Below are 26,206 nucleotides of genomic sequence, written 5' to 3' on the forward strand. Positions count from 1 at the left end.
AATGCAAAACTGAAAGCATTCAGAGCATCACTTAGAGGGGTGAGGGATATTAACTTCTTCCTTTTTAGAGTCGCTAAAATATATGCTTAAAAAATCTTACTCCACCTGATATTCGAATTGATCCAAATATATGCTTAAAAAATCTTACTCCACCTGATATTTGAATTGATCCCCAAATCCACATTTTAATTTTAAGCAAAAAAAAACCGATCATATGATCGGTTTTTTTGTGGTACCACCTGGAATCGAACCAGGGACACATGGATTTTCAGTCCATTGCTCTACCAACTGAGCTATGGTACCCTATTGGTGTACTCAAAAGAAAAAGGATGTGGTACCACCTGGAATCGAACCAGGGACACATGGATTTTCAGTCCATTGCTCTACCAACTGAGCTATGGTACCCTCTTTACTTGAGCGATGCAAAAGTACGCAAAAAAATAAAATCACCAAATAAAATCAATAAAATTAGAGAGGAATTTTAAAGGAATCTAAACTTCTTGTTACCTTTGCGTCCTAATAAAAATAGATATGATATTCGAAACTCACACATTATCAAATGGTATACGACTAATTCACCACGCTGTGAATGCAAATGTTGCACACTGTGGAATTATTTTAAATACTGGATCGCGTGATGAAAAAGAGGAGGAATGGGGAATTGCTCACTATATAGAGCATGTTGTGTTTAAAGGGACCACAAAACGGAAGGCCTATCATATTCTAAGCAGAATGGAAGATGTGGGTGGGGAATTAAATGCCTATACTACCAAGGAGGAAACCTGTGTTTACACAACTTTTCTTGATAAAGATTATAAAAGAGCTTTAGAGCTTATTAGTGATATTACATTCAATTCGGTTTTTCCCGAAAAGGAGTTAGAGAAAGAAAAGGAAGTAATTTTGGATGAAATTAATTCCTACAAGGATTCTCCGTCTGAATTAATCTTTGATGATTTTGAAGAATTAATTTTTAAAGATGATCCTATTGGTCGAAATATTTTGGGAACTCCAAAGCATATTAAAAAGTTTAAACGTAATGATATTCTTAATTTTATTAAGAATAATTACCATACCGACCAAATTGTGATTAGTTCTGTTGGGAACATTAAATTTAACAAATTGGTGAAAATGGTTGAGAAATTCTTTGGGTCGATTCCTGAGAGTATCCGTACCACCGAAAGAAAAAAGCCGAATTCGTACGAAGCCCGCACGCAAACAATGATTAAGAAAACTTATCAGAGGCATTGTGTGATGGGAAATATTGCCTACGATTTAAATGACGAAAAACGAATTCCACTATCTTTGCTTACCAATATTCTTGGAGGGCCGGGCATGAATTCTCGTTTAAATTTATCGCTTCGGGAGCGACATGGATTGGCATATAATATTGAAGCAAATTATACGCCATATGCCGATACTGGTGTTTTTAGTATCTATTTTGGTACTGATAAAGGAAATTTGGATAAATGCCTTTCTTTAATCAATAAAGAAATGGAATTGCTTTGCACCAAAAAACTTGGTCCAGGCCAGCTTACAAGAGCAAAAAATCAGATGATCGGGCAAATTGCTATATCTTCTGAAAATAATGAAAATTTAATGCTCAGTATTGGGAAAAGTTTTCTGCTGTATAATCGTATTGATTCCTTAGAAGAACTGTATCAAAAGGTAGAAAGTATTACTGCCGAAGAATTGCTCGAGGTTGCCAACGAAATTCTTAATAAAGATTTATTAAGCACATTGATGTATAAATAAGCATGATAGAAGTTAATAAAGAATTGGAAGATTATATATTGAAACATAGTGAGGCGGAAGATTCTGTATTAAAGGATTTGACTCGTGAAACACATGTTAAAATGCTTCGGCCTAGAATGTTGTCGGGTCATCTTCAGGGAAAATTCCTAAAAATGACTTGCCAAATGATTCGTCCGTTGCGCATTCTGGAAATTGGAACCTATACCGGATATTCGGCAATAAGCATGGCAATGGGAACGAGTGAGGATTGTATTATTCATACCATTGATTGCAACGATGAACTGGAACAATTTACTCGCAAATACTTTAAACGATCCGGATTCGAGGATCGCATTCATTTTCATATTGGGGATGCGTTGGATATTATTCCAAAATTAAATGAAAATTTTGATCTTGTATTTATTGATGCGGATAAACGCCAATATATCGAATATTTCGAGGCTATATTCCCGAAGCTAAACAAAGGTGCTTTTGTTTTAGCCGATGATGTTTTGTGGGATGGAAAAGTGGTGGAAGAAATTGAAAACAACGATAAGCAAACTCAGGGAATTATTGATTTTAATCATTTTATTCAAGAGGATACTCGCGTCGAGAATTTGATTCTTCCTATTCGTCACGGACTAATGATGATTCGAAAAAAATAAGTTCAAAGCAGAAAGCTAAAAGGAGAAAACGATACGTTTCAATACAAGAAAAATAGAATTCTCGCTATTTAAGGGGCGATCCCGAAAGGGAGAGGGGTGTTTAACTAAAAAATACTTTTTCAATTATCATTTATTACTATCCACAATTTTAACAAGAATGGTGGCGCCGAGGTTTACATGACCTTGTTTTTGAAGTAGGTTCCATCCTTTTTTCTTTAATTCGCTTTCAATAGCGCCATTTAGCATGCCATGGGCAACTAAAATAGCGGTTTCCTCCTTATGTGCAACTTTTATTAAGTTTTCTGAAGCTTGTAGTGCCCTAAGTTTAGCTTCTTTATGGCTTTCGATGCCTCGATGATTAAAACCAAGTATCCAGCTTCCGCGACTAAATGCCTGCCATATTGCAAGTGGCATTTTAAAGAAACTATTTGCAGTGATCATTCTAATTTCAAACTCCCGAAAAATAGAGTCAGAAACTATAGGGTACTTGTCGCTAAACATTTTTAAAGCAGTTTCCTGCGATCTTGGTAGGCTCGAACAATAAATGGTATGGTTGGGACCTAAGTTTACGGATACTAGAGAAGAATCGAAGGGAATAATTGGTACCGAATTATAATCGATTACATACTGTTTGGCTTCAGCTGCAGAGTAGAACCAATTCTTTTTTACATTGGGTTTTGCATGGCGAATTAAATAAATTTGCAGCATTCTTTTTCCTTGTTGCAATAAGCTATCTTGAAAAGTTGAATCTACTTCGTTAATGCAAGTGAACGTTTCGCATTTTACCACAGAATGTTGATCGATCGATGATTTCTTTTTTAAGAAATTGCACGGAGTTGAACATCCTATAATAAAAAATCCTAGAATGAATACTAGAAATGCTTTCATGCTATTAGTAATTCTTATCAAGTTTTTGGTTTTGAAATAAAGTAAAGTCAAAATTAGCAATTATTAATTGATATTAGGAAGGAACAGTTTTCAGAATGCGCGATGAACCTCTTTATTTCTTGCTTAGTTGATTGTGTAATTTTTAACAATAAAGCTCATAATTAGGTACGAGAAAAGCATAAAAAGTAATATCTTTGTACCGTTTTATTAGATTCAAAAACAATATGGAAACAAAAAAATTAACTCAATTTAGTCCTGGCGCAGGCTGTGGGTGTAAAATATCTCCTAAAGACCTGGAATGTATTCTTAAAAGCAGTAGTACGGCTATACCTAACCCGCGAATGTTGGTTGGTAACGATACGAAAGATGATGCTGCAGTTTACGATTTAGGAAATGGGCAAGCTTTAATTAGTACTACCGATTTTTTCACTCCAATTGTTGATGATCCATACGATTTTGGGCGAATTGCAGCTACGAATGCTATTAGCGATATTTATGCAATGGGCGGAAAACCAATTATGGCATTGGCAATTTTAGCATGGCCTTTGGAAAAATTGTCAACCGAAATTGCTCAAAAAGTGGTAGAAGGTGCTCGCGATGTTTGTGCCGATGCCGGAATTCAATTGGCAGGTGGTCATTCTATCGATATTTCCGATCCAGTTTTTGGTTTATCGGTAAACGGAATTGTAGCTGCCGATCGAGTTAAGAAAAACAATACTGCAACTCCAAATTGTACTTTATTCCTTACTAAACCACTAGGAATTGGCGTGCTTACAACAGCTGAAAAGAAGCAATTAATTGCACACGAAAACAATAAAATGGTTGTAGATTTAATGTGCACGCTTAATAAAGTTGGAATTGTTTTTGGCGAACAAACTTATATCAAATCGATGACGGATGTTACCGGTTTTGGTTTGCTAGGACATTTGGGCGAAATCTGCGAAGGCAGTAAGGTAAATGCCGAAATTAATTACAAAGCAGTTCCTAAAATTGATGGGGTTGAAGAACTAATTAAACAAGGATGCACACCAGGAGGAACCAGACGAAACTGGGCTTCTTACGGACATTTAATTGGAGCGATTACCGAAGATCAAAAATCTTTGCTTTGCGATCCGCAAACTAGTGGTGGATTATTGGTGGCTGTCGACGATAATCACATTACTGAATTTATAGCTTTAGCAAAAAGCGAAGGATTTGATCTAAATCCGATAGGAAGAATGGTGGAGCGTACAAATTCAAATGCACCTTACATAAGTGTTAAATAAAAATTATGCAACGAAATACATTAATCCAGGTAACTCAACATGGAATGGGAACTGGAAGCGAAGAATTGGGTTTGAAATTAATAACCAACTACTTTAAACTTTTAGATGCAGATGGACGAACTCCTAAAATTATTGTTTTTTATAATGCTGGGGTTAAATTAATCTGTGAAAACTCACCTGCTTTGGAGGCTTTGCAAAATTTAAGCAAAAAAGGAGTGCAATTGGTTGCTTGCAAAACTTGTTTGGATCATTTCAGTTTAACGGATAAAATGAAAGTTGGAATTGTAGGCAGTATGCCTGATATTATTACACTTCAGGCGGATGCCGATAAGGTAATTAATTTGTAAAATTCCTTTTCTAAAAGATACAAAAAGAGCTTGTCTGTATTTCAGATGAGCTCTTTTATTTTTGGATTACAGCTACGAGTCGCATACATTTTTTTAATTTTAAATACATTCCCTAAGGTAGATTACATAAAGCTTTGTATATTTAATACGCAAATGTCTTTTTTTATGCTCCTGAATAAATTATTTACCTATTTACTTCTTTTTGTATTCTGCTTTCAAAGTTTTGAAGTGGTACTTATTACCGTGAATTTTAAAATAAATCAGGAGTTTTTTGCGACTATTTGTACCAATAAAGATAAGCCTGAAATGAAGTGCAACGGAAAGTGTCACTTAAAAAAGCAAATTCAGCAACACGAAGAGGACACTTCAAAAGACAAACAAATTTCCGAAAAAGAGTATCAATTGTTTTTTCAGAATATTCTTATTACTAAGCTTTCAAATGCAATTTCAAGCTCCGAAAAACGATTGATTTATGAGGAGCCATTGTACTCTATTCAAAATACCTTCGATATTTTTCATCCTCCCAAAATACATGGTTAATAGATAGTAATAAAAACAGAGCTTTTTCTACCCGTTTAAATGGATAGGTAGTTCATTTGTTGCTTATTACTTGTTAAACAATGAATTGGTAATTCACTATACACCTTCTGCTATTGGCAGATTTGTATTGTATTTGCGCGATTATATTTAAACGACTAATCGGGTACATTATGAATTTTAAACAGACAGGAATGAAAAAAATTCTTATCGTCTGCTTCCTGCTACTTGGGATGCAAGCGTATTCACAACAAAGAATAAAATTACAGGATGCCGATACGGGCGAAGCAATTTCTTATGCTCACTTCGTGTATCAAAATCAAAAAGGAACAAGCACTTTAAGTGGCGAAATTGCACTAGAATTTGTTCCTGCTGAAAAACTTCATCTTTCTCATGTAAACTATGGAAAGCTTGAAATTGAAAGCGAAGTATTACGCGAAGCAATAGAGAGTGGAGTATTAGTACTCACGCAGTCGTACATTTCTTTGCTGCCAGCTACCGTAATTGCGAGAACAGATCGTAAAGCAAAAAGCGACATTATGAAAGTTCGCACCAGCGACAAATTATCGCACGATGCAGGTGACTTTTTAAGTCAGAGTGCTATGATTGGAGGCATCCGAAAAAGTGGAAGCTATGGTTTCGATCCTGTATTGCGTGGCTTTAAATACGATCAGTTAAATCTTGTTATGGATAATGGATTGAGTGCATCAGCAGCTTGTCCAAACCGAATGGATCCACCCGCAAGTCAAATTCCAATGAGCATGGTCGAGCAAGTAGAAATTATAAAAGGGCCACACTCCCTTCGATTTGGAAATGCTTTTGGGGGAAGTATCCATTTTAAATCGGCACCAGCAAGTTTTAGCGAAGCTACAAAAGCTTTTGGTAGGGCAAGTGGAAGTTACGAAAGTAATGGAAATATTTTTCGTACAGAGGCACTGGCTGGAGCAAAAGGGGATTTTTACAATTTTGGGGTTTATGCTGCATATAGCGAGGGTGACGATTATGAAGACGGAAATGGAGCTAAAACTCCTTCGGGCTTTAATCGGCGTAATATTGGTATAAGTAGTGTTTTTAAATTGTCCGATAATCAGAGTATTAAACTATCTGCAAATAACAACTTTGCTAAGGATGTCGATTTTCCGGCTTTGAATATGGATTTACGAGAAGATGATACCTATTTAGTAAATCTTGCACATAAAATCACTTTTAAGAATTCTGGAATTAGCTCTTTATCTACTTCTTTTTATGGTTCTTTTGTGGATCATAGCATGGATAATTTAACCAAAGATTTGAATCCAAGAATGGTAAATGCCATTACTTTGGCTAAAACAAAAAACTATGGTGGACGATCAGAGGCAAGCTTTCAATTAAAGCGCACTTCTCTTTTTGCAGGTATCGATTACAAGGCCGAAGAAGCGGAAGGGAATCGTACTCGCGAAATGTTAATGGGACCCATGGCCGGAAAAACTTTACAGGATAATATTTGGCAGGATAGTAAAATTTCTAAAATGGCGCTTTTTGGCGAATATCATTTTTCTTGGAATGAGTTCTTCTTTGTTGCCTCTAGTCGCCTCGAGCACAATAGTGCAAAGAGTAGAGAAAAAACTTCAGAATTTACAGGAGTTAACGAGAAAAATCCGGATAACAAACTAAACTTGTCGGCAAGTATTGGTGCTACTCGTGATGTGTCGGAACAGGTTCGAATGGGCTTATGGTTGGGAAGAGCGGAACGAAGTGGAAGTTTAACCGAGCGTTTTATTAATTTTTTGCCTGTTGATGTGGATGCTTACGAACGAATTGGGAATACCAATTTAAAATCGGAGGTTAATTATCAGCTAGACTATAACTTTACATGGAAAACGGAGCGATCGGAATTAGGAATTAACTTGTTTGCATCGGTACTTAACGATTATATTAGTGCCCGAATAAGAGACGATTTGTCGCCTCGATTGGCAACAGCTCCTGGTGTGAAGCAATACTATAATATCGATAAAGCTGTACTAAGAGGATTTGAAGTTTTTTGGTATCAGAAAGTTAGTGCCTCCATTTATCATCAACTAAATATTGCTTATACATACGGAAAAAATAAGGATGCAAATACTGCCTTACCCGAAATTCCACCAATGGATTTAAGATATGCCTTGGGTGGAACGTTTTGTAATGGTAAATTTCATCCCGAAATTACGGTTCGACATGCCTTACAACAAAATAGGATTGCAAGCAATTTTGGCGAAAGCGAAACGCCTTCGTTTACTATTGCAAGTATAAAAGCAAGCTACAATTTTTCGGAAAAGTTGAGCTTAATGGGTGGTGTAAGAAATGTTTTCGATGAGGCTTATTACGAGCATCTTAACCGATCGGTAGTGAGTAGTAATCAGGCAATTTATGCTCCTGGGCGCAGTTATTATCTTACTTTAACTATTAATTTGATGTAAAAAAAAGCAAGTTTTTAATTGTAGATGAGGCGAATACTTCATCTACAATTTTTATTTATAAAAAAGTGTGGGTGTATCCAAAACACAATTCCGAAAAATCGGCTTGACCGAAATTTGCATTGATGTTTGCTCCAATAAAAAAGTTATTCTTTGGCAATTTATTGGTGTTTACGAAATAGAAATTAAGTCCCATGCGACTCGAGAAATATTTTTTCAACTTGTATTTTAATTCGCTGGAACTGCCTCCATAGGTTTTATAATATTCTTTGTAATAGGGTTTGTATAAATTCAAACCACCTTCAATATCCAACCCAAAGTGGCCGATTAAAAATTCACTTCCCAAATGAAAATAGATATTGGATGCATTCCAGTTTGGTGAATCTGCATAATCGGAATCCTCGTTTATTTTAATTTGATCGTAGTAATGTTCGTAAAATCGATAAGTGAAACCGGCTCTTACTTTTAGGTGTTGTTTAAATAGAATACCACCGCTTAAAGCACTAGCATATACATTGCCTTTGTCGCCACCTATTGGTTTACTTTTTCCTCCATATTCATGAATTCCCAATCCGGTTCGAATAGTAATAAAATACCTTCGGTTTAAGTCCGCATCGGTCCCCAAATACACATCTCTTTTTTGAGAAGTTAATGGCTTGGAATTTAATTGGCACGAAAGACTTACTTGTGCCGAGTTTAAGCCCATATTAGGTAGTTTCGTGTGTCCGTTTGAACTATGCAGGTAGCCAGCTCCTAATCGAAATTTCATTCGATTCAGAGTAAATAATTCTCGGTATAAAAAAGCCTGAAAAGACCAGGTGAGATTCGATCCAATTGCCAAATTTTGTTCGCTGTCTTCAAATGTTTTGGTAAAGTAGCTTCCCCCAATTCCAAATTTTAGCGACCACGCTTTTTGATGGTTTCCCCATGGTCGAAACATGATAAATGGCATAATGCCATATGCTTTCCCAAGAATCGAGTCATTTCCAAAATTTGAATAGGATAAACTTATGCCTGTTGTTGGTTGATGATAGTATTTACTGCTGTGAATATTGCGAGTGTCATTTATTCCTATGCTTAAAAAAATGGATCGTACAGCATTAGAACTCGGAAAATCGTTGTAATTAGAAACTGTTTTGCCAAACATTAGTTCAGGTTCAACAAAAAACTGATATTTTGAGTCTTTCGCCTGATCTTGTGAGAACGATTTCTCTGCACACAAGCATATAAAAAGGACTAGCAAGAATTTTAATATTGAACAATTCATATTTGGGGATAAAATAATGTTTAGCATAAGCAAAAATGCAAATCTAATTAATTATTTAGTAAATCGTTTACAATTAATATTTTGGATGAATATTTAAGCTGCTAGTAGGAAGAAAAATTATAATAATTATCATATATTTACAATAATAGGGATGCTGACCAAACACTTGACGTAAGGACAATTAGAACTTAGTATTAACTTATAATTTAACATCATGAAAGAACAAATTCAGGTTTTATTAGAGAGTTCACAACAGTTTTTAAATGAATTTGCGAGAGCAATTCCTCAAATTATCGGAGCAATAATAGTTCTTATAATAGGTTGGCTAATTGCAAAACTTATTAAAAGAATTTTTGTTAAACTAATGATGTTGGTCAAGTTAAATTGGCTTACCGAAAAGTCGGGAGTAGAAAAGTTTCTGAAAGATGGAGGTGTAAAAATTACTGCAGTAGATTTAATTGGAAGCTTAATTTATTGGATTATTATGCTGTTCGTAATTATGGCTGCATTAAATACATTGCAACTCACTAGTGCTCAGGACTTATTCAATCAGATTATATTATATATTCCTAATATAATTGTATCAATTCTTATATTACTATTGGGATTGTATGCCGCCAAATTTGTTTCTCAGGCGATTGCGGTTACCTTAAAAAATATGCACGAAGCATCTTCTCATCTTATCGAGAAAATTACTTACTATGCCATTATTGTTTTAACTATTTTCATTGTTTTAAGTCAGCTGAATATTGCCGAGAATATTGTTACAATAGCCTTTTTGTTAATACTTGGCGCCTTTTGTTTGGCTTTTGGCTTGGCCTTCGGCTTGGGTGGGAAAGAATATGCGGCTAGTTTATTAAAGAAATTGCAGGAGGAAAAAAATAGTCGCAAAGAATAAAGGTTATAGAAATCGGTTTCCGCCAGGCAAGTAGCCTGGCGGATTTTTTTGTTTAAATAAATTAGTTCGATTCTATAAGAATAACTCTTTCCTCCAAAACGGGGTGAATTACTTTTAGCTTTTTGCAGTAAGCTTTTAGCGCCTCAAAATCCTCAATTGCCTTCGAATTGCTTTCATCAATCAAAATCTCAAAGTCTCCTTTTAACTTGCCTAAGTTGTAACTATTCAAAGCAATACTTAGCAATTCTTCATCGTCTAATTCTTTTCCGTTCCTTTCTACAGTAATTTCTTGGTTTGTCCGGGAATATTTATAATTAATTCCTGAAACCTGCAGGAGTTGGCCGTTTTTATTGGTGGCATTCTCTTTTAAGAGCTGTTTTAAATCGGTTCCCTTCATTAATACTAGACAAACTTTGTTCCCGAAAGGGAGTAGCGATCGAACCGACTTTAAGCTGAGGTTGCCAATAGGAATCGATGCTCTTATTCCTCCTCCATTAATAATTGCCACATTGGATTTGTGCCACTCCCGAAAAGCATCAGCAATTAAATTCCCAGCTAGGCTTTCGCCGATAATTCCATCTTTTACGGAAAGTGCTACTTCTAATCGACCAAGTTTTTCGGACAACTGTAATTCCATATCTTTTTGATAATACAGTTCCATATCGCGTAAATATTTTTCGGCAACAATTTCCTGGTTCAAAGGAATAATTTCGACCAATGGTTTTTTATTCTTTTCTAAACTTACTTTTGCCACAGAACTCATATTTCCGGCAGTTGCTACTACAGGAATACTTCCCTTATAAAAAACATTGCTCTCATATTCGTATTGTTCTTCGGTTAAAATCAAATCAATTTCGGGGAATTGTTCCAATAACTTCCTATTGGTTTCTAAATCCGTTTGTGTAATAAGTACCAAAAAATCAAGTTTCCCCATTTTGGGTAGAATCTGCGATACAGCAACAAACAAATCTTCCTGAATCACGAAATCATCATGAATACTCGTATTCATAGCATCTGTTAGTCCGATGAATCCGATTTGCAAACCGCCGATTTTTTTCAGCAAATAAGCTGGCAGACTCCCGAAAACTTCGCCATCCCTGTCTTTAAGGTTAGAACTAAACCACTTCGATTTGGATTTAGATAAAAGTTGAATGGTATGTTTTGCTCCAAAATCAAATTCATGCTGTCCAAAATTGCAAATATCAACAGGAATATCATTAAAAGCTTCAATCATAGGTTCACCTTTGTACATGCCACCAAAAAGAACACCACCACATAAATCTCCACCATGAATTACCAGTGTATTCGAATTTGTCTTTCTAATTTTATCAGCAACAGTTTTTAAGCGAGCAACACCACCTCGTTCTCCATCCGCAGATTCAAGCGGAAAAATTTGGTGAGCATCGGTGAAGTACACTAATTCTACTTTTTGAGCGGTAAGGGAGATACTAGAAATAAGGAAGACAAACAGAAAGAATTTTCGAAACATGAGATTTTTTTTTATTCATTGGAAATTTAAGAATAATTGAAGATCTATTCAAATTCAGCGCAATGATTAGAAATTAATGATGACTTTTTTTGAGCTAAAATTACATTTTCAATAAGTGATTTAATTGGTAAGGTTTACTTTTCACTTAATTGAAAATTAGGCTAAAAAGTAGATAGAATATAAAATTTATGAATATGGAATCCTTATATTGTATTGGTGTTGCAATGAATAATATAGATTAAAAATAAATGATGTCTGATATCAAGAAAGATCTGGAAGAGAATAGTTTGGGTGTTTTGGAGGCTCTAAAATTACGTTTGGAGGACTACTTAAATTTATTAGATAAAAGTCTCGAGTCAGAGAGTCTTTCTCGCTTAATTTTAGTGCAATTTATAGACTTATGTAATTTTTTTATCACCATAAGCGATCAGGAATCCCAAAAAAAACGAGGCGACAAGAATTTTGATTTTGCAGGAAGCTATATTCTAAACTATGTTTTACCAGAATTGTTTAAGGATAGAATGTTGATTCATCGGGATGTGCTTCTACAACTTCAAATTTCAAAAATAAAAAAACAGGAGTCTTTGGTAGAGGTAAAATCTATCCTGGATCATTTTAATTGGTCGAAAGCAATTTTACAACAAGCGATTCAATCTTTTATTCAGAATATCGAGGCAGAGAAAAATGCTTTTCAGAAACCCGATAGGAAAAGAAAGAAGCTTGTTTCTAAAGCAGTACATCAGCAAAATCCATGGAATATTTATAAAAAACAGTTCTTAACGATACAAAATCAGGCAAGAGAAATTGAGAAATCAACAGCTGTTTTATCAGAAATTGTTTTAGTATTTAAAGATGTAAAAAGTCATACACAAGGAATTTGTACCACTTTAACCGATGAGTTAGAGATTTCCAAACAAACCATAGCTAAGCTGATCGATTCTGTTAAGAATTTAAACGAACATGTTAAGATTTCGGACGCCATTTCATTAATTGAAACCATACTGGATAAATTAGATGTAACCAATCCACAACAAGAAACTTACGCGTTTGAGATTGAAGCGAAACTTGCGGTGCTTAAAGAACAAAGTATTCCTGTTGCTAGCGAGGATGGTTTATTGCTGATCAAAAAAATTGATTTTAATAAGGCTACAAAAAAATGGCTTAACTATGTATTGCTTCCCGATTTAATCGAACTATGGCAAAATAGGGTGAATTTGCTGGCTTTCTATAAACACAGTTTATTAAATCTAAAAAGTAGTTTAACCTTACTGAAAAATAATAAAACGCTGGAAACCCTTCCTTCTCAAATACAAAGTCTGCAAAATCTTTTGCATTCGGCCAATACAAACGAAAATTTACAACAAAGGATCATTAATGAGGTACAAGAAAAATTTAATATTGATTTTTTAGTTGCTAATATTTATCGCTCGGAAGATTTTTTAAAGGTTTCTTTACAATCTTCTTTTACGCAGCTTACCTCCACAAAAAATAATTACCTAATCGAGTTACGAAGGAAATTGAAAACAGCCTTTGCTTTTTTTAGTACAAAATATGAAATCAGCACTTCGGATAATCCGTTAAGAAAATTAGAAAACTCGTCAAGGTGTATCGAGTACAGAACTTTAAAAGCAACTAATATTCACTACGATACACTTTTTTTAAATAAAAATTTTATTGGAAATTTGTTTCTTGTTCCACGAGAAACGGAGCGGTTAAAATTAATGGAAACCATCAATTTATGGAAAAAAGGACACAGCAAAGCAGTACTAGTGGTTGGAAATAATTTAAGTGGGAAGTCGACATTTATAGAAAGTGTTGCAAACGATCATTTCAAAAAACAAAGTATTATTCTGGAAGCAAACAGCACTATTAAGGTGGAGGGAAGAAAATTTGCAACTTCAAAAAATTTGATCGAGGCTTTGCAATACATTAAGAAAAATACTTATAATTCACGCCCTTTATTGGTAATTGATAATTTGGAATTATGGCGCGATAAGAATAATAATTTATTGGATAATGTTAGAGCGGCTATTCAATTTGTGGAGTCGGAGTCGAATAACTTTTTTGTTGTGATTACAACATCAAAAGCAATGCAGTTGCACCTCGATAGAAGATTGCCATTTTCCCGATCGTTTAGTTCCATAATTGATGTAAACAAAGCAAAAACAGACGAAATATACAAAGCTATTTTATTGCGACACGATGCTTCGCACCGAAACCTGGTGACAGAAAATGGGCTCCCTTTAGCCAACAAGCAACTTGAACTTATTGTGCAGAAATTGTGTAGGAGTTACGATAATAATATTGGCGAAGTATTACAGGCATGGACTTATGCCATTACAACAGCTGATGACGATAAAGTGGTTTTTGAGGAAAAAGAATACGAATTCGAAGATTTTTTTACTCCCGAAGAGGCTATTATTCTTAAGTATGTGTTACTATATAAGCACATTAACGAAGTAATACTAAAAAACTTTTTGGGAAAACGATACGATAGTTCCTATAAATCTGGATTAAGACGATTAACCAATACGAAAGTATTTTTGCGAAATTCAGAGGGAAATCTCATCTTAAATCAGGTGTTGTATCACAATATTCACGAAATTCTTAAATACAGAGGAGTACTCAACTAAATGGAAAATATAGAGAAATTATACACTTGGAGCGGTTTATTTGGCCTGGTTGTACTGCTTATATTCATCTATTGGATGCTGAAGCTAGTTAAATACATTGGAGAACGATTTGCCAAAAAGAACGTGACCAATAAAAAAATAATAAGCTTTTTACGAAAAAGTTTACTATTCTATAAACCCATTGCAATAGCAATATTAGTGCTGGGCTTTATTTCTATTAATCGTATTACGCATAGCATTATCCTAATTTTTGTTTGTGTTTTTGCTTTCTATTATCTTAAAAACTACCTGAGTGGTATTTTTTTTCAAGCAAACCCATTGGTGAGCAAAGGTGCATTTATTACCATTGGCGATTTTAAGGGAGAAGTTAGAAGTTTACAAGCCTTCGGATTAATAATTAATGCAGAATATGGAGAACGATTCATTAATTATACTACGATTGAAAGATTAGGTTTTGCGATTAACTCAAATGTGAATACCAAATTAAGACAAACTCTTTATTTACATACATCATTAACAAAAGATCAGGTTTTAAATTTGATATTTGACAATCCAATTTTAGATTTCGATCAAAAACCTACTATTCAAAATAGTGAAGATCCTCAAGTATATAAATTTCAGTACACGCTAGAAAATGGAGCTACCTCCGAAGATTTAGCTGCCTTTTTACAGGAAATACAGATTGAGACAAGTGTAACCAACAACTTTAAGTAAACATGGAAATTATTTCATCCTATAATTTGATTATCGAAGTATCTGTAATCATTATTTTATCCTTTTTATTCAACGGATTATCGAAAAAAACAAACATTCCTGCCGTATTGATGCTTATCGTATTGGGAGTTGGTTTGCAATATATACTAAAACATTTCAATGCCGAATCCTTAAACTTTTTTCCGATACTGGAAGTATTGGGAATTGTGGGACTAATAATGATTGTTTTAGAAGCGGCTCTTGAATTAGAACTGAAAAGAGATAAATTAATTCCTATTTTAAAGTCGTTTGGTGTAGCATTAATTGGTCTTATTTTATCAACATGGGCGGTTGTTTTAATTCTTTATAATTTCATTCCCGAAATGACTATGCAATCGGCATGGCTATACGCTACGCCATTGTCTATTCTTTCTAGCGCAATTATTATTCCTAGTGTAACTGGTTTAAATGCAGGGAAAAAAGAATTTCATATCTACGAAAGTACCTTTTCGGATATCATGGGAATTATGATGTTTTATTTTTTAACCGGAAAACTAAATCCGGCCGAAGATAGCGGTGTAACCGGATTTGCTGGAAATATAGTGTTAACTATTATTATTTCATTAATAGCTAGTTATGCTATTATTTTAATTTTTCAACGAATAAAAAGTCAGGTGAAACTTTTTTTACTGATAGCAGTGCTTTTATTATTGTATGCACTAGGTAAAAAAATGCACCTTTCTTCACTTATTATTATCTTGATATTTGGTTTGGTGATTGCGAATATGAAACTTTTCTTTAAAGGAAAACTTTCCAAATTAATCGATTTCGAGAAAGCGCATCATATCTATCACGAGTTGCATACAATTACAGCAGAAACTGCATTTGTTGTTCGTACCTTTTTCTTTGTAATTTTTGGTCTTTCAATAGCTGTTTCCTCCTTGCTCAGTTTAAATGTAACGATTATAAGTTTTTTGATCTTGATTTCGATTTATGCGATACGATTTATTATTCTTAGAATTTTTGTGGGAAAGGATATTCTTCCACAATTATTTATTGCACCACGTGGTTTAATAACAGTACTTTTGTTTTATAGCATTCCTGCCGAAGCACAAATAGCTGGTTTTGAACCAGGAATATTACTTTGTGTAATTATTGGAACCAGTTTAATTATGACTGCTGCAATGATTTACGATAAATATAGAAATTCCATTGCCATAAGCATTGCTTCGGGTAGAAAAGTGGAAAGCGTAAAGTGGAAAGCGCCAAGTATTGATGAGGTGAAATAAATAGAGCCGATGAACTGAACGCGTTACAAAGCATGCTAATTTGAAAATTATACAATAACTAAATACAAGAGATTGTCCTATGAAACGTCCATGTCAAAGCAATTTTAACACACAGGGAAATGATTATCCCAACATGGTAAGTTCCATATGGCAAAAACTTTAAATTATAATCATATGAAAATAGGGATAATAATTTGTGATAGGTATAGGAATTGTGCTGGTGGTAAGTGTTTTAGAGCCATGCAGAATAGAGAAGGAGCTTTTGATATTTATAAAAAAGAAGATCCTTTAGAAATAGTTGGCTATACCAGTTGTGGAGGATGTCCAGGGGGTAATATTGAATATGTTCCCGAAGAGATGATTAAAAATGGAGTAGAAGCAATTCATCTTGCTACAGGATTGGTAGTTGGTTATCCTCCTTGTCCATATGTTTCTCATTTTAAGAAATTTATCGAGGAAAAGTATAAAATAAAAGTGGTGGTTGGAACTCATCCTATTCCACAAAAATATTTTATTACGCATGAAAATATGGAAACTTGGAGAACTAATGAATGGCAAAGTTTAATACAACCTACATTAGTTACTAGCGATTTAAGATTGAAATACGATTAAATATAAGGAGTGTAAAATGTATAAATTTTTATTTGGACCTGTTCCCTCACGTAGATTGGGGATGTCCTTAGGAATCGATTTGGTTCCTAAAAAAGTATGTTCTCTTGATTGTGTTTACTGTGAAGTTGGTAAAACAACAAAGTTAACACTGGATAGAAAAGAGTATGTTAAATTTGATAAGGTGAAAGAGGAGCTGATACATTATTTTGCGAATAATCCGGATCCTGAATACATTACTTTTTCAGGATCGGGTGAACCCACTTTAAATGTACGTATTGGCGAAATTCTTCGATTTATAAAGCAATACAAACCAAATATTCCTGTTGCTGTTTTAACCAACGGAACTCTTTTTTACGACAAAAATGTTAGGAAAGAAATTCTACAGGCTGATGTGGTTCTTCCATCTCTCGATGCGGCAACAGAGGAGGTTTTTAGAAAGATTAATCGTCCGGCTAAAGATCTGAGTATTGAGAAATGTATTCAGGGTTTAGTTGATTTCCGAGAAGAATTTAAAGGGAAAATTTGGCTTGAAATATTTATTTTGCCAGATTTTAACGATAGCAAGCAGGAGTTGCTTGAACTTAAAAAAGTAATTGAAAGGGTAAATCCAGATTCGGTTCAGTTAAATACTTTAGATCGCCCGGGAACTATTCCTAATTTAAAAGGAGCTACAAGGAACGAATTACAACGAATATCCGATTTTTTTGGGGTAGAGAATGTTGAAATAATTAGCGCTTCTCTGGAAAGAAGAGATATTCAATCATTTAGGAGTGATATCGAAACCGCAATCGTCGAAACGATATCCAGAAGACCTTGTACGTTGGATGATTTGACGAAAATACTAGGCTTGCACATCAACGAAATAAATAAATACCTGGATGTTTTAGAAGCTGAAGCTAAAATTGTAAGCATAGAACAAGAAAGAGGGGTTTTTTATCAACTTAATGAAAAGTAAGTTGGCCTAAAAATATCGATAAAACCAAACGAAATATCAATAGCTTTCGTAGATAAGCTGGGGTTGACCAGGCATTCTTTGCTTCTTTTTAAATTTTCTTGCAGGATATAAACTATTATTTTTCTGCATTTTGGGTGAGTTACGTTCATTTTTCAAGGAGTGTATCTAACAAAAAATCATTTTTAGTACCATTAAAAATATCTCAATAGCAGTTCTTGCTAGTTGTTAATTTGTATAAATATCAATAGTCGAACACTTCAAGAATGCTGGTTGCATTTTTCTTTACTATTGCCTTTCGTAAAATTCTAATTTCTTGAATCAGTTTTACATAGACTTGCTAAAAATAATATGTATCTTGGTTATTGCACTTGGTTTATTGGCTAAGATACGTTTCAAATTCTGGTTTCAGCGTAGCAAACTGCGAATTTAAAGACTTATCTTTTTTGATAAGGTTTATGATGTTCCCGGAGCTACTAAAAAGATCAATGAATCTAATTCATTTGTAGATCTTCCAATTTGTTGCAGATGCCATACCGAAGCCTAGCAAGCGAACAAAATGTACAGGAAAGATGTTTACCTCAATAAACAAAACGTGCTTAGGATGTTTTTAAGCGTGTAATAGTGGAACAAAAGGATGCTTATTTTATGAATGATACTACCAACCAGTCTATTAATGGAAAATTCCTTTATTATGGTTTTATAGCCGGAAGCCTGCAAATATTGCAAAGTCAAGAGGAACTAAATCAAATAAATGTATTTCCAGTGCGCGATAAAGATACAGGGACAAATCTGGCATCTACAATTCGTGCGGTAATCGATAATATCCATCCGGATAAGTCGTATAAAAAAACGATTGAGAATATTGCAGAGGCTGCATTAATTGGTGCTAGAGGTAATTCAGGAATAATTTTCGCTCAGTTCCTGCACGGTTTAAGTAGGGAAACGAAAAATAAGCAGGTTATAACTCTTCAGGAATTTGCTGAGAGTGTAAAGAACTCAATTCCTTACATGTACGAAGCCATATCCAATCCGATTGAAGGTACGATGTTAACTGTTATTCGGGAATGGTCTAATTTCCTAAGTAGTAAAGAAGATGTCGCTCACGATTTTAAAAAAGTGATCGTTGACTCTTTTTCGGTATTGGAGAAATCTCTTGCTGAAACAACAAAAAAACTAAAGGCCTTAAATAAATATGGTTTTGTGGATGCAGGAGCCAAAGGTTTTGTGATTTTTATACAAGGGGTAATAGGATTTATAACAAATAGAAATATTCGGGATTTTGCAGTGGAAAGAATGGAAACAATTTCGCTTATTCATTCCGAAGATATTATTGATGAAGAGCTTTCTTTTCGGTATTGTACAGAGGCTATTATTAAAGAAATACGGGTGAGCACAGGTTCTTTAAAACAAACTTTAGCAAAATATGGCGATTCTGTGGTGGTAGCTGGTTCCGAGCATACTTGTCGTATTCATGTTCATACCAACCATCCTGCTACTTTGTTTCACAAGCTGAAAGATGCAGGGACGATTACTTTTCAGAAAGTAGATGACATGCAACGCCAGCAGGAAATTGCAGGCAAAAGGAAGTGGAATATTGCTTTAGTTACCGATTCAACTTGCGACCTCTCTCAGGATTTAATCGATTTTTATCAAATTAATGTAGTGCCTTTAAATTTAAATTTTGGCGACAAGCATTATCTCGATAAAATTACCATACAACCGGAGCAGTTTTACGATTTGCTGGATAGTACTCCCGAACTACCAAAAACATCGCAAATTAATGAACGAACTTTTACCAATTTGTATTCGCACCTGGCTTCGCATTACGATGCAATAATTTCGATACATCTAACCTCTCACTTTAGCGGAACCTATGCGAATAGTGTGAAAGCTGGAGAACGAATTCAGAAGGAATTTAAAAAACCGGTACATGTTATTGATTCAAAAAATTTATCAGGAGCGCTTGGTTTACTTGTATTAAAAACGGCTCATTATATTGAGGAGGGGAAAGTGCCAGAAGCTATTGTGAAAGAGTTGAATACTGATATTGATAATGCTAGAATTTTTGTTAGTGTTAAAGATCTAAAGTACATGATAAAAGGTGGTAGGGTTTCGCGACCTGCAGGCTTTATTGCTAATTTTTTAGGCATTAATCCTATTATTTCTATGAACAAAGAAGGGAAATCTTTGTTATTTGGAAAAACCTTTAGCCAAAAGGGCAGTTTGAATAAAATATTTAAACATATCGAAAAAATAACTCAAGGAAAGTCGGTATGGAATTATATTGTTCTGCACGCTCACAATTTAGAGGGGGCAAACAAAGCGGAGGTGAAAATGTTTGCAATTACTGGAAAAAAACCGGTTTCTGTAGTTGATATTTCTCCGGTAATTGGCATACATGCCGGTAATGGTGCCATATCCATTTCATTATTGCTTACAAATTAAAAACAAGAAGCTATGTTCACGTTATTTCTACAGGCCTTTCTTATTATTTTCATTTTGGTCACCTTGCTTTGGGTGTTTAGTGTGATTATCACTAATGTGAGTATAGTTGATGTGTTTTGGGGAATGGGTTTTGTAATCGTAAATGCATTTTACATTACTTATTCTGGCGACTTTTTTACACGTAAACTACTGTTATTGGTTCTGGTTAGTTTGTGGGGCTTAAGACTTTCGATCTACCTTGGATGGCGTAATATTGGGAAAGGGGAAGATTTTCGCTATCAGGAATTCAGAAAAAATTATGGTCCCGAACGTTATTGGTGGTTTAGCTACTTTCAGGTGTTTTTGTTGCAGGGCGCATTAATATTATTCGTTTCGCTTCCTTTGTTGGCAGCAAATTCAAATACCGTTTCCGATGGTTTAACTTGGATCGATTATTTGGGAATTCTGGTTTTTATTATCGGATTTATTTTCGAAGCCGGCGGCGATTATCAGCTTGCAAAGTTTAAGCAGAATACCTTCAACAAAGGGAAGGTCTTAAATACAGGTTTTTGGAAATATACTCGGCATCCCAATTATTTTGGAGATGCTACTGTGTGGTTTTCTTTCGGTATTTTTAGTATTGCTGCCGGGAGTTATTGGCCAGTGATTGGATCAATTGCTATGTGCTTGATAATTATAAAAGTATCAGGTGTTTCTTTGCTTGAAAAGAGTTTGAAAGATACCAAACCGCAATATCAGGAATATATAAAAAAAACTAGTGCTTTTTTGCCATGGATTCCTAAAAAATAAATGGTTATGGATTTTATAAGTAAAAATATTTGGTGGATTTTGTTCCTGTTGTGGGGTATCCCCTTAAGTTTTTATCGAAGTAAATTTCGGAAAATTGTTTACAATACTAGCAGTTGGACGATTAACATTAAACCAGTATTTTGGAAAGAGATGAAAGGATTATTTGGGTCTATTTATCCGGATAACAAAAAATATACGAAGTTTCGGAACTTTTACAGGTTTTATCTGTTTGTATATATCGTTTTATTTATTTTTTATTTAAATTTTGACACAACTACTCATAAAATGGAAGAGCTAAGAATAGGGAGCACGGTTCCCAATTTTGAATTAAAAGATCAGGATGGCAAATTGTTTCAATTCGATGCTGTTCGGGGTAAAAAGAATTTGGTTATTTATTTTTATCCAAAAGATGATACTCCCGGTTGTACAAAAGAAGCTTGTGCTTTTCGCGATCAATTTGAAGTGTTTGAGGAAGCCGAAGCTCTAATTATTGGCATTAGTGCTCAATCGGTTGATAGTCATTTGAAGTTTGCACAAAAACACAAATTAAACTTTACTTTATTAAGTGATAATGGAAACAAAGTTCGAAAATTATTTGGGGTGCCTAGTAATCTATTTGGATTAATTCCAGGAAGGGTTACTTACCTTATCAACAAAGAAGGGAAAGTGGTATACCTTTTTAATTCTCAAACAAAATCCGAAAAACATGTAGAGGAGGCTTTACGAATTTTACAGGAAATAAAATGATTTCATTACCTGAAATATTCTTGTTGCTATTAACCTATTTGTGGGGCTCTATTCCTTTTGGATTTTTGTTAACTAAAATTTATATAGGAAAAAATATACTCGAGTTAGGAAGTGGAAATATAGGTTCTACAAATGTGAGGCGTGTTGCAGGAAAAAAAATATCAATAATTACGCAATTGTTAGACATGTTAAAAGGACTTTTACCGGTTGCATTGTTTCTTATTTTCGATACTGGTGCATCGAGTCCATATTACATTTTTATGCTGGCATTGGCTGCAATTATAGGACATGACTTTAGCTTGTTTTTAAAATTTAAAGGAGGAAAAGGCGTAAATACAACATTGGGTGCTTCCGTATTACTAGCTCCTTACTCGGTGTTTATAGCTGTTGGTATTTATTTTATCGTGAAATGGCGATCTAAATACGTTTCAATGGGGTCCATTGTGTTGGCTATAATGTTGCCAGTTATCGAACTTCTTTTGTACTGGTTTACGCCTACTTTTTATTTTTTACTGATAAGTTCCATTCTAATTATTCTTTTGCATCGACAGAATATCAGTCGGTTAATTGCAGGAAATGAATTGAAATCATAGAGTTTAGGACGAAAATGAGCATATTGAAACTATAAATACACGAAGTTATGGCATTTTATCAATTTTATCGGGAACAGATTATAAAGACTTCTATCGACGAATTATGGAATTTTATTTCCTCTCCTCAAAACCTAAAAAAGATTACGCCTGATTATATGGGCTTTGATATTAGTTCCAAAGACTTACCAAATAAAATTTATGAGGGAATGATTATTAGTTACATCGTTAAGCCTTTGTTTGGTATAGAAACAAATTGGGTTACTGAAATAACACACGTAAAGGATAAGGAATACTTTGTGGATGAACAAAGGGTTGGACCATATTCATTATGGCATCATCAACATATTATTAGGCAGCAGGGAGATAAAGTTGTAATGAAAGATATTGTTAGCTATCAACCACCATTAGGATTTTTAGGAAGCATTGCCAATAAGCTAATTATTGAAAATAAATTAAACGAAATTTTTGATTATCGAACTCAAATTTTAGAGGAGCTTTTTCCATCCTAATAATCAAATAGATATCCTTAAAAAAACAAACATATAGTAAGAGTAGGTATGTTAAAAGCTAATAGAATGATATATAGACTAATTATATTCCTAATTCTCAATTTTACAGGTCTTGCAATTGCTGGACTATTTACAAGTAAAGGCGTTCCGTCCGATTGGTATGTGGGTATTGCCAAGGCACCTTGGACTCCTCCGGGTTGGGTTTTTGGTGCAGCATGGACAATAATAATGATTTGTTTTAGTATTTACATGACTTATTTGTGGGAAAGTACCGAAAATAAGAACCCCCTTCTTGTATTGTTTGCCATTACATGGATTCTAAATGTAGGATGGAGCCCTATCTTTTTTCACTACCACCAAATTTTCGCAGGCTTACTGGTAATTTCAGGGCTTACCCTTCTTATCGGATTTTTAATCTTTTTTTATTGGTCACAAGTAAAGTTTAAATCCACTTTATTGCTTCCCTATTTTTTGTGGTTACTTATAGCCACCTCCTTAAATGGATATATTTTTTTTAGAAATTAGCTGAAAGTGGAGAAGTAGGCTATAGGAGACTATTTATTTTGGGGCATAAATCGTTGTTTTTTTTGCGTTACGGCGGTGCTGTTTTCATTCTCACTTGTGAGAATTTGATAAAGAACGACTCCCAATAGAATTAAAAACATTCCAATAGCTTCTTTGCTATTTAATGACTCATGCAAAGCCAAATAACCAAATAAAGCACCAAAAACAGGTTCTAAAGAAAAAATGAGAGCCACTTTTACAGAACTAACATATTTTTGAACCCACACGGATACAAAGTAACAAAACAAGGTTCCAAAAATTCCTAAATAGACAATTGCAGCAAACGATTCGGAGGAAAGGACTCCAATGTTCGAGTCCATTAGTAGTAAGCCAATAAAACTGAATACACTTCCCGAAATAAATTGATAGGTAATTAAGGATAGCGTTTCGGTCTTTCTTACGTAACGACCCGATAATACAATGTGGAAAGCAGCAGTAAAAGCGGTAAATAAAGTAATAATATCGCCTTGATTAAATTTTGTATCGAAATCATAAGTCAATAAAAAAAGGCCAAATACTACCACCAAAATGGAAAAAAGATCGCTTTTTTGAAATTTAGCTTTGTAAAGGGCAAATAGAATGATAGGAACAATAATAACTGCAGCACCGGTAATAAAAGCGCTATGTCCGCTACTTGTATATTTTAATCCAATAGTTTGCGATAAATAGGTAGCGGTAAGTAAAAATCCTAAAATAGATCCATTGACAATGGCTTTTGTAGTTACTAAGCTTTTTTTGTTTTTGAAAAGTACAAATAGTAGCATTGGGATAGCTGCCAAAAGCATTCTTCCAAATACAATGAAGTATTCGTTTACCGTACCTACAGTATCTTTAATAATAAAGAAAGTGGATCCCCAAACAATGGTGACTAGTAGTAGAAGAAAATTATTCATCCGATTAAATATTGATAGATCTTTTAACGAAAAATAGAGTAAGTCTTAAAAATGCCATTTTAAGAGCTCGAATATACTTCAATTTTTGATTTTTTCCTGTTCGTAAATTGGATGGATTCAAATTGTTAGTAGTAACGAAAAAAGTCAACAAGTAGCATCACTTGTTGACTTTTAACATATTATTTATAGATTTTTTTCTCCTTTAAAAGGCATCAATTAATTCTTCCAATCCTTTTTTCTTAAATTCGCGTTCGTTGGTTGATAAAGCTTTAGATGCAGTAACCACCGGAAAATTATCATTAACTATATAATCTAATGCTGCTTTAAAGTTAGATTCATCAATATCTCCAAAATCGTGACTTAAATCATCAGCTAATTCAAAATCAACAGGAATACCATCGAAATAATCACCTTCGCCAAGGGCATTGGTAATTGAAAAGCTAATAGGAACGATAGCCAAATTAAGCGCTTTTTCTTCAAATACATACATGCCAACAGGTTTTCCATGCGTTTTGCTTCCAATCAAGATCACTTTATCTTTGCCCATATATGGTTTTAAGCCATTTATTACCATCTCACTTGCCGATGCAGTATTCGAGGTAGTAATTACAAATACTCTGTCGAAGCCAAATGCGGCTCCTTGATTTTCAAATGCTTCGGTAAAATCCTCACCTGTTTTTGATTTGTTATGTGACACTTTTGAGTAGATATCGCCAGCATAAGCATTTCCAGTGATTAAGGAGGCTAACTGGTTCGATATATAAGTGCTGCCACCGCCATTGTAACGCAGGTCTAAAACCAATTCTGTAGCGTTTTGTTCTTTAAAATAGGTAAAGGCTTCGTTTAATTCATCTTCCGATTTTCCTAAAAAGCTGTCGAATGCGAGATAAGCAACCTGAATTCCTTCGTAGGGTATTACTTCTCGTTTCAGCACTGTGTTTTGATCTAACTCTTTTTGAGTTGCAGTAATTTCTTTTTGTTCTCCAGCATTATTTTCAAAGAGGAATGTTCCAGTCGATTTGTCTAATTCACTTAAAATTTGCTCTTCGCTTAAGCTCGAAATATCCAGCTGATTAATCTTAACAAGCTTCCATCCACGGGTAATGCCCGATGAAAATAATGGAGAGTCGTTAAAAATAAGTTTTACTCGTAAATCATTATTACTGTCGAACTTAAAGGATAGACCATAACCTGTGTAGGTGCCATTTTCAAAATAAGCTAGTAAATCATCCAGATTGGCGATATAGCTCCATCGATCGTTGGAGGCTAACAAATCTTCAAAATAATCGTTTGCCGAGGAGTAATTAGCGGAACTGATTGTTGGTAAATTATCATTCCACAAATACCACTCTTGCATGGTTTTATCAATAATTTCGTAGGCAGTATTATCGTTGCCCGATCGGGGTAATATACCACTATCATCGCTGCACGACATAAATGTCGAGATCAGGATTAGCAGGAGAGAATATTTTACTAGAATTGAAAATTTCATATTCTTTGAATTAAATAAGTTCGATATTGCGATTTTTGAAAAAAATAGACGTGTAAAGCGTAACAAAAATCGTACCTAAGACTTCTGTAACGAGAAAAAAAGTCATCTATTGTTTCATTTTTAGTATAATAACACTTAGAGTGAATCTAAATAGTGTTGTGAAAAAATTGATACTTAATCATATCTATATTTTTAAGCTACTATTTATGCCAGTTACCTTAGGCTTTGTTTTGTGAAGTATAAATTTTCCCTACATTTGTAACACCAAAATAAAGGGTACCATAGCTCAGTTGGTAGAGCAATGGACTGAAAATCCATGTGTCCCTGGTTCGATTCCAGGTGGTACCACAAAAAAAACCGATCAAATGATCGGTTTTTTTTGTGCTTAAAATTAAAATGTGGATTTGGGGATCAATTCAAATATGGATCAATTCGGATCAATTCGAATATCAGGTGGAGTAAGATTTTTTAAG

At 34.3% G+C, this 26,206-nt stretch carries 23 protein-coding genes and 3 tRNA genes; 19 read left to right on the top strand and 7 right to left on the bottom strand.

Features of this window, described 5'->3' with window-relative positions; genetic code table 11:
- Positions 1 to 230 precede the first annotated feature (230 nt).
- Positions 231 to 303, bottom strand: a tRNA-Phe gene (locus BZG02_RS17695).
- 29 nt (positions 304 to 332) lie between these two features.
- Positions 333 to 405: transfer RNA gene (locus BZG02_RS17700), tRNA-Phe, on the bottom strand.
- Between the two features lie 126 nt (positions 406 to 531).
- On the opposite strand from BZG02_RS17700, the gene BZG02_RS17705 reads away from it, so the two are divergent.
- Positions 532 to 1,752: a M16 family metallopeptidase gene (locus BZG02_RS17705; RefSeq protein WP_101263086.1), complete on the top strand. Its 1,221-nt coding sequence runs from the start codon at positions 532 to 534 to the stop codon at positions 1,750 to 1,752.
- 2 nt (positions 1,753 to 1,754) lie between these two features.
- Positions 1,755 to 2,396 carry an O-methyltransferase gene (locus BZG02_RS17710; protein WP_101263087.1) on the top strand — a complete coding sequence of 214 codons (642 nt, stop codon included), beginning with the start codon at positions 1,755 to 1,757 and terminating at the stop codon, positions 2,394 to 2,396.
- A 126-nt stretch (positions 2,397 to 2,522) separates the two neighbouring features.
- On the opposite strand, the gene BZG02_RS17715 is transcribed toward BZG02_RS17710, so the two are convergent.
- Positions 2,523 to 3,284 carry a histidine phosphatase family protein gene (locus tag BZG02_RS17715; protein WP_101263088.1) on the bottom strand — a complete coding sequence of 254 codons (762 nt, stop codon included), beginning with the start codon at positions 3,282 to 3,284 and terminating at the stop codon, positions 2,523 to 2,525.
- Positions 3,285 to 3,508: 224 nt separating this feature from the next.
- Here BZG02_RS17715 and selD point away from each other — a divergent pair, with 224 nt between their 5' ends.
- The 4 genes from selD (at position 3,509) to BZG02_RS17735 (ending at position 7,868) form a co-directional block, all read left to right on the top strand.
- Positions 3,509 to 4,549, top strand: a complete 1,041-nt coding sequence (gene selD, locus BZG02_RS17720; RefSeq protein ID WP_101263089.1) for a selenide, water dikinase SelD — start codon at positions 3,509 to 3,511, stop codon at positions 4,547 to 4,549.
- A 5-nt stretch (positions 4,550 to 4,554) separates the two neighbouring features.
- Positions 4,555 to 4,896, top strand: a complete 342-nt coding sequence (gene yedF, locus BZG02_RS17725) for a sulfurtransferase-like selenium metabolism protein YedF (protein ID WP_101263090.1) — start codon at positions 4,555 to 4,557, stop codon at positions 4,894 to 4,896.
- 165 nt (positions 4,897 to 5,061) lie between these two features.
- Positions 5,062 to 5,436, top strand: a complete 375-nt coding sequence (locus BZG02_RS17730) for a hypothetical protein (protein ID WP_101263091.1) — start codon at positions 5,062 to 5,064, stop codon at positions 5,434 to 5,436.
- 191 nt (positions 5,437 to 5,627) lie between these two features.
- Positions 5,628 to 7,868, top strand: coding sequence for a TonB-dependent receptor domain-containing protein (locus BZG02_RS17735; protein WP_180335775.1), 2,241 nt, complete (start codon positions 5,628 to 5,630; stop codon positions 7,866 to 7,868).
- 55 nt (positions 7,869 to 7,923) lie between these two features.
- On the opposite strand, the gene BZG02_RS17740 is transcribed toward BZG02_RS17735, so the two are convergent.
- Positions 7,924 to 9,132: an acyloxyacyl hydrolase gene (locus BZG02_RS17740; protein WP_180335776.1), complete on the bottom strand. Its 1,209-nt coding sequence runs from the start codon at positions 9,130 to 9,132 to the stop codon at positions 7,924 to 7,926.
- A 214-nt stretch (positions 9,133 to 9,346) separates the two neighbouring features.
- On the opposite strand from BZG02_RS17740, the gene BZG02_RS17745 reads away from it, so the two are divergent.
- On the top strand, positions 9,347 to 10,030 hold the full coding sequence (locus BZG02_RS17745; RefSeq protein ID WP_101263094.1) for a mechanosensitive ion channel family protein: 684 nt from the start codon (positions 9,347 to 9,349) through the stop codon (positions 10,028 to 10,030).
- Between the two features lie 61 nt (positions 10,031 to 10,091).
- Here BZG02_RS17745 and BZG02_RS17750 read toward each other — a convergent pair whose 3' ends face one another.
- Entirely contained in the window at positions 10,092 to 11,519 is a 1,428-nt protein-coding gene (locus BZG02_RS17750) for a bifunctional metallophosphatase/5'-nucleotidase (RefSeq protein ID WP_101263095.1), read from the bottom strand.
- A 251-nt stretch (positions 11,520 to 11,770) separates the two neighbouring features.
- Here BZG02_RS17750 and BZG02_RS17755 point away from each other — a divergent pair, with 251 nt between their 5' ends.
- From BZG02_RS17755 to BZG02_RS17805, 11 genes are all read left to right on the top strand, one after another.
- Entirely contained in the window at positions 11,771 to 14,152 is a 2,382-nt protein-coding gene (locus tag BZG02_RS17755; RefSeq protein WP_101263096.1) for an AAA family ATPase, read from the top strand.
- Positions 14,153 to 14,227: 75 nt separating this feature from the next.
- Positions 14,228 to 14,866: a hypothetical protein gene (locus BZG02_RS17760; protein ID WP_180335777.1), complete on the top strand. Its 639-nt coding sequence runs from the start codon at positions 14,228 to 14,230 to the stop codon at positions 14,864 to 14,866.
- 2 nt (positions 14,867 to 14,868) lie between these two features.
- Positions 14,869 to 16,134 (top strand): cation:proton antiporter domain-containing protein, encoded by a 1,266-nt coding sequence (locus BZG02_RS17765; RefSeq protein ID WP_101263098.1) that lies wholly within the window; start codon positions 14,869 to 14,871, stop codon positions 16,132 to 16,134.
- A 174-nt stretch (positions 16,135 to 16,308) separates the two neighbouring features.
- Positions 16,309 to 16,746: a CGGC domain-containing protein gene (locus BZG02_RS17770; protein ID WP_101263135.1), complete on the top strand. Its 438-nt coding sequence runs from the start codon at positions 16,309 to 16,311 to the stop codon at positions 16,744 to 16,746.
- 16 nt (positions 16,747 to 16,762) lie between these two features.
- The gene (locus tag BZG02_RS17775; RefSeq protein WP_101263099.1) at positions 16,763 to 17,701 is read left to right on the top strand and encodes a radical SAM protein; all 939 of its coding nucleotides are present in this window, start codon (positions 16,763 to 16,765) and stop codon (positions 17,699 to 17,701) included.
- A gap of 621 nt (positions 17,702 to 18,322) precedes the next feature.
- Entirely contained in the window at positions 18,323 to 20,146 is a 1,824-nt protein-coding gene (locus BZG02_RS17780) for a DAK2 domain-containing protein (protein ID WP_218972295.1), read from the top strand.
- A 12-nt stretch (positions 20,147 to 20,158) separates the two neighbouring features.
- Positions 20,159 to 20,935 carry a DUF1295 domain-containing protein gene (locus tag BZG02_RS17785; RefSeq protein ID WP_101263100.1) on the top strand — a complete coding sequence of 259 codons (777 nt, stop codon included), beginning with the start codon at positions 20,159 to 20,161 and terminating at the stop codon, positions 20,933 to 20,935.
- Positions 20,936 to 20,941: 6 nt separating this feature from the next.
- On the top strand, positions 20,942 to 21,682 hold the full coding sequence (locus BZG02_RS21075) for a peroxiredoxin (protein ID WP_218972296.1): 741 nt from the start codon (positions 20,942 to 20,944) through the stop codon (positions 21,680 to 21,682).
- Positions 21,679 to 22,275 (top strand): glycerol-3-phosphate 1-O-acyltransferase PlsY, encoded by a 597-nt coding sequence (gene plsY / locus BZG02_RS17795; RefSeq protein WP_101263101.1) that lies wholly within the window; start codon positions 21,679 to 21,681, stop codon positions 22,273 to 22,275. Before BZG02_RS21075 ends, plsY begins: the two co-directional genes overlap by 4 nt.
- Positions 22,276 to 22,322: 47 nt before the next feature.
- The gene (locus BZG02_RS17800) at positions 22,323 to 22,784 is read left to right on the top strand and encodes an SRPBCC family protein (RefSeq protein WP_101263102.1); all 462 of its coding nucleotides are present in this window, start codon (positions 22,323 to 22,325) and stop codon (positions 22,782 to 22,784) included.
- Between the two features lie 66 nt (positions 22,785 to 22,850).
- Entirely contained in the window at positions 22,851 to 23,309 is a 459-nt protein-coding gene (locus tag BZG02_RS17805; protein WP_101263138.1) for a TspO/MBR family protein, read from the top strand.
- A gap of 29 nt (positions 23,310 to 23,338) precedes the next feature.
- Here the strand turns inward: BZG02_RS17805 and BZG02_RS17810 are convergent, their stop codons facing one another.
- Together BZG02_RS17810 and BZG02_RS17815 are read right to left on the bottom strand one after the other, a co-directional pair.
- Positions 23,339 to 24,241 (bottom strand): DMT family transporter, encoded by a 903-nt coding sequence (locus tag BZG02_RS17810; RefSeq protein ID WP_101263103.1) that lies wholly within the window; start codon positions 24,239 to 24,241, stop codon positions 23,339 to 23,341.
- 202 nt (positions 24,242 to 24,443) lie between these two features.
- Positions 24,444 to 25,733 carry a S41 family peptidase gene (locus BZG02_RS17815; RefSeq protein WP_101263104.1) on the bottom strand — a complete coding sequence of 430 codons (1,290 nt, stop codon included), beginning with the start codon at positions 25,731 to 25,733 and terminating at the stop codon, positions 24,444 to 24,446.
- A 275-nt stretch (positions 25,734 to 26,008) separates the two neighbouring features.
- Between BZG02_RS17815 and BZG02_RS17820 the strand changes: the two genes are divergently transcribed.
- Positions 26,009 to 26,081, top strand: a tRNA-Phe gene (locus BZG02_RS17820).
- Positions 26,082 to 26,206: the final 125 nt, after the last annotated feature.

The organism is Labilibaculum filiforme (genome assembly GCF_002843315.1).
Lineage (GTDB): Bacteria > Bacteroidota > Bacteroidia > Bacteroidales > Marinifilaceae > Labilibaculum > Labilibaculum filiforme.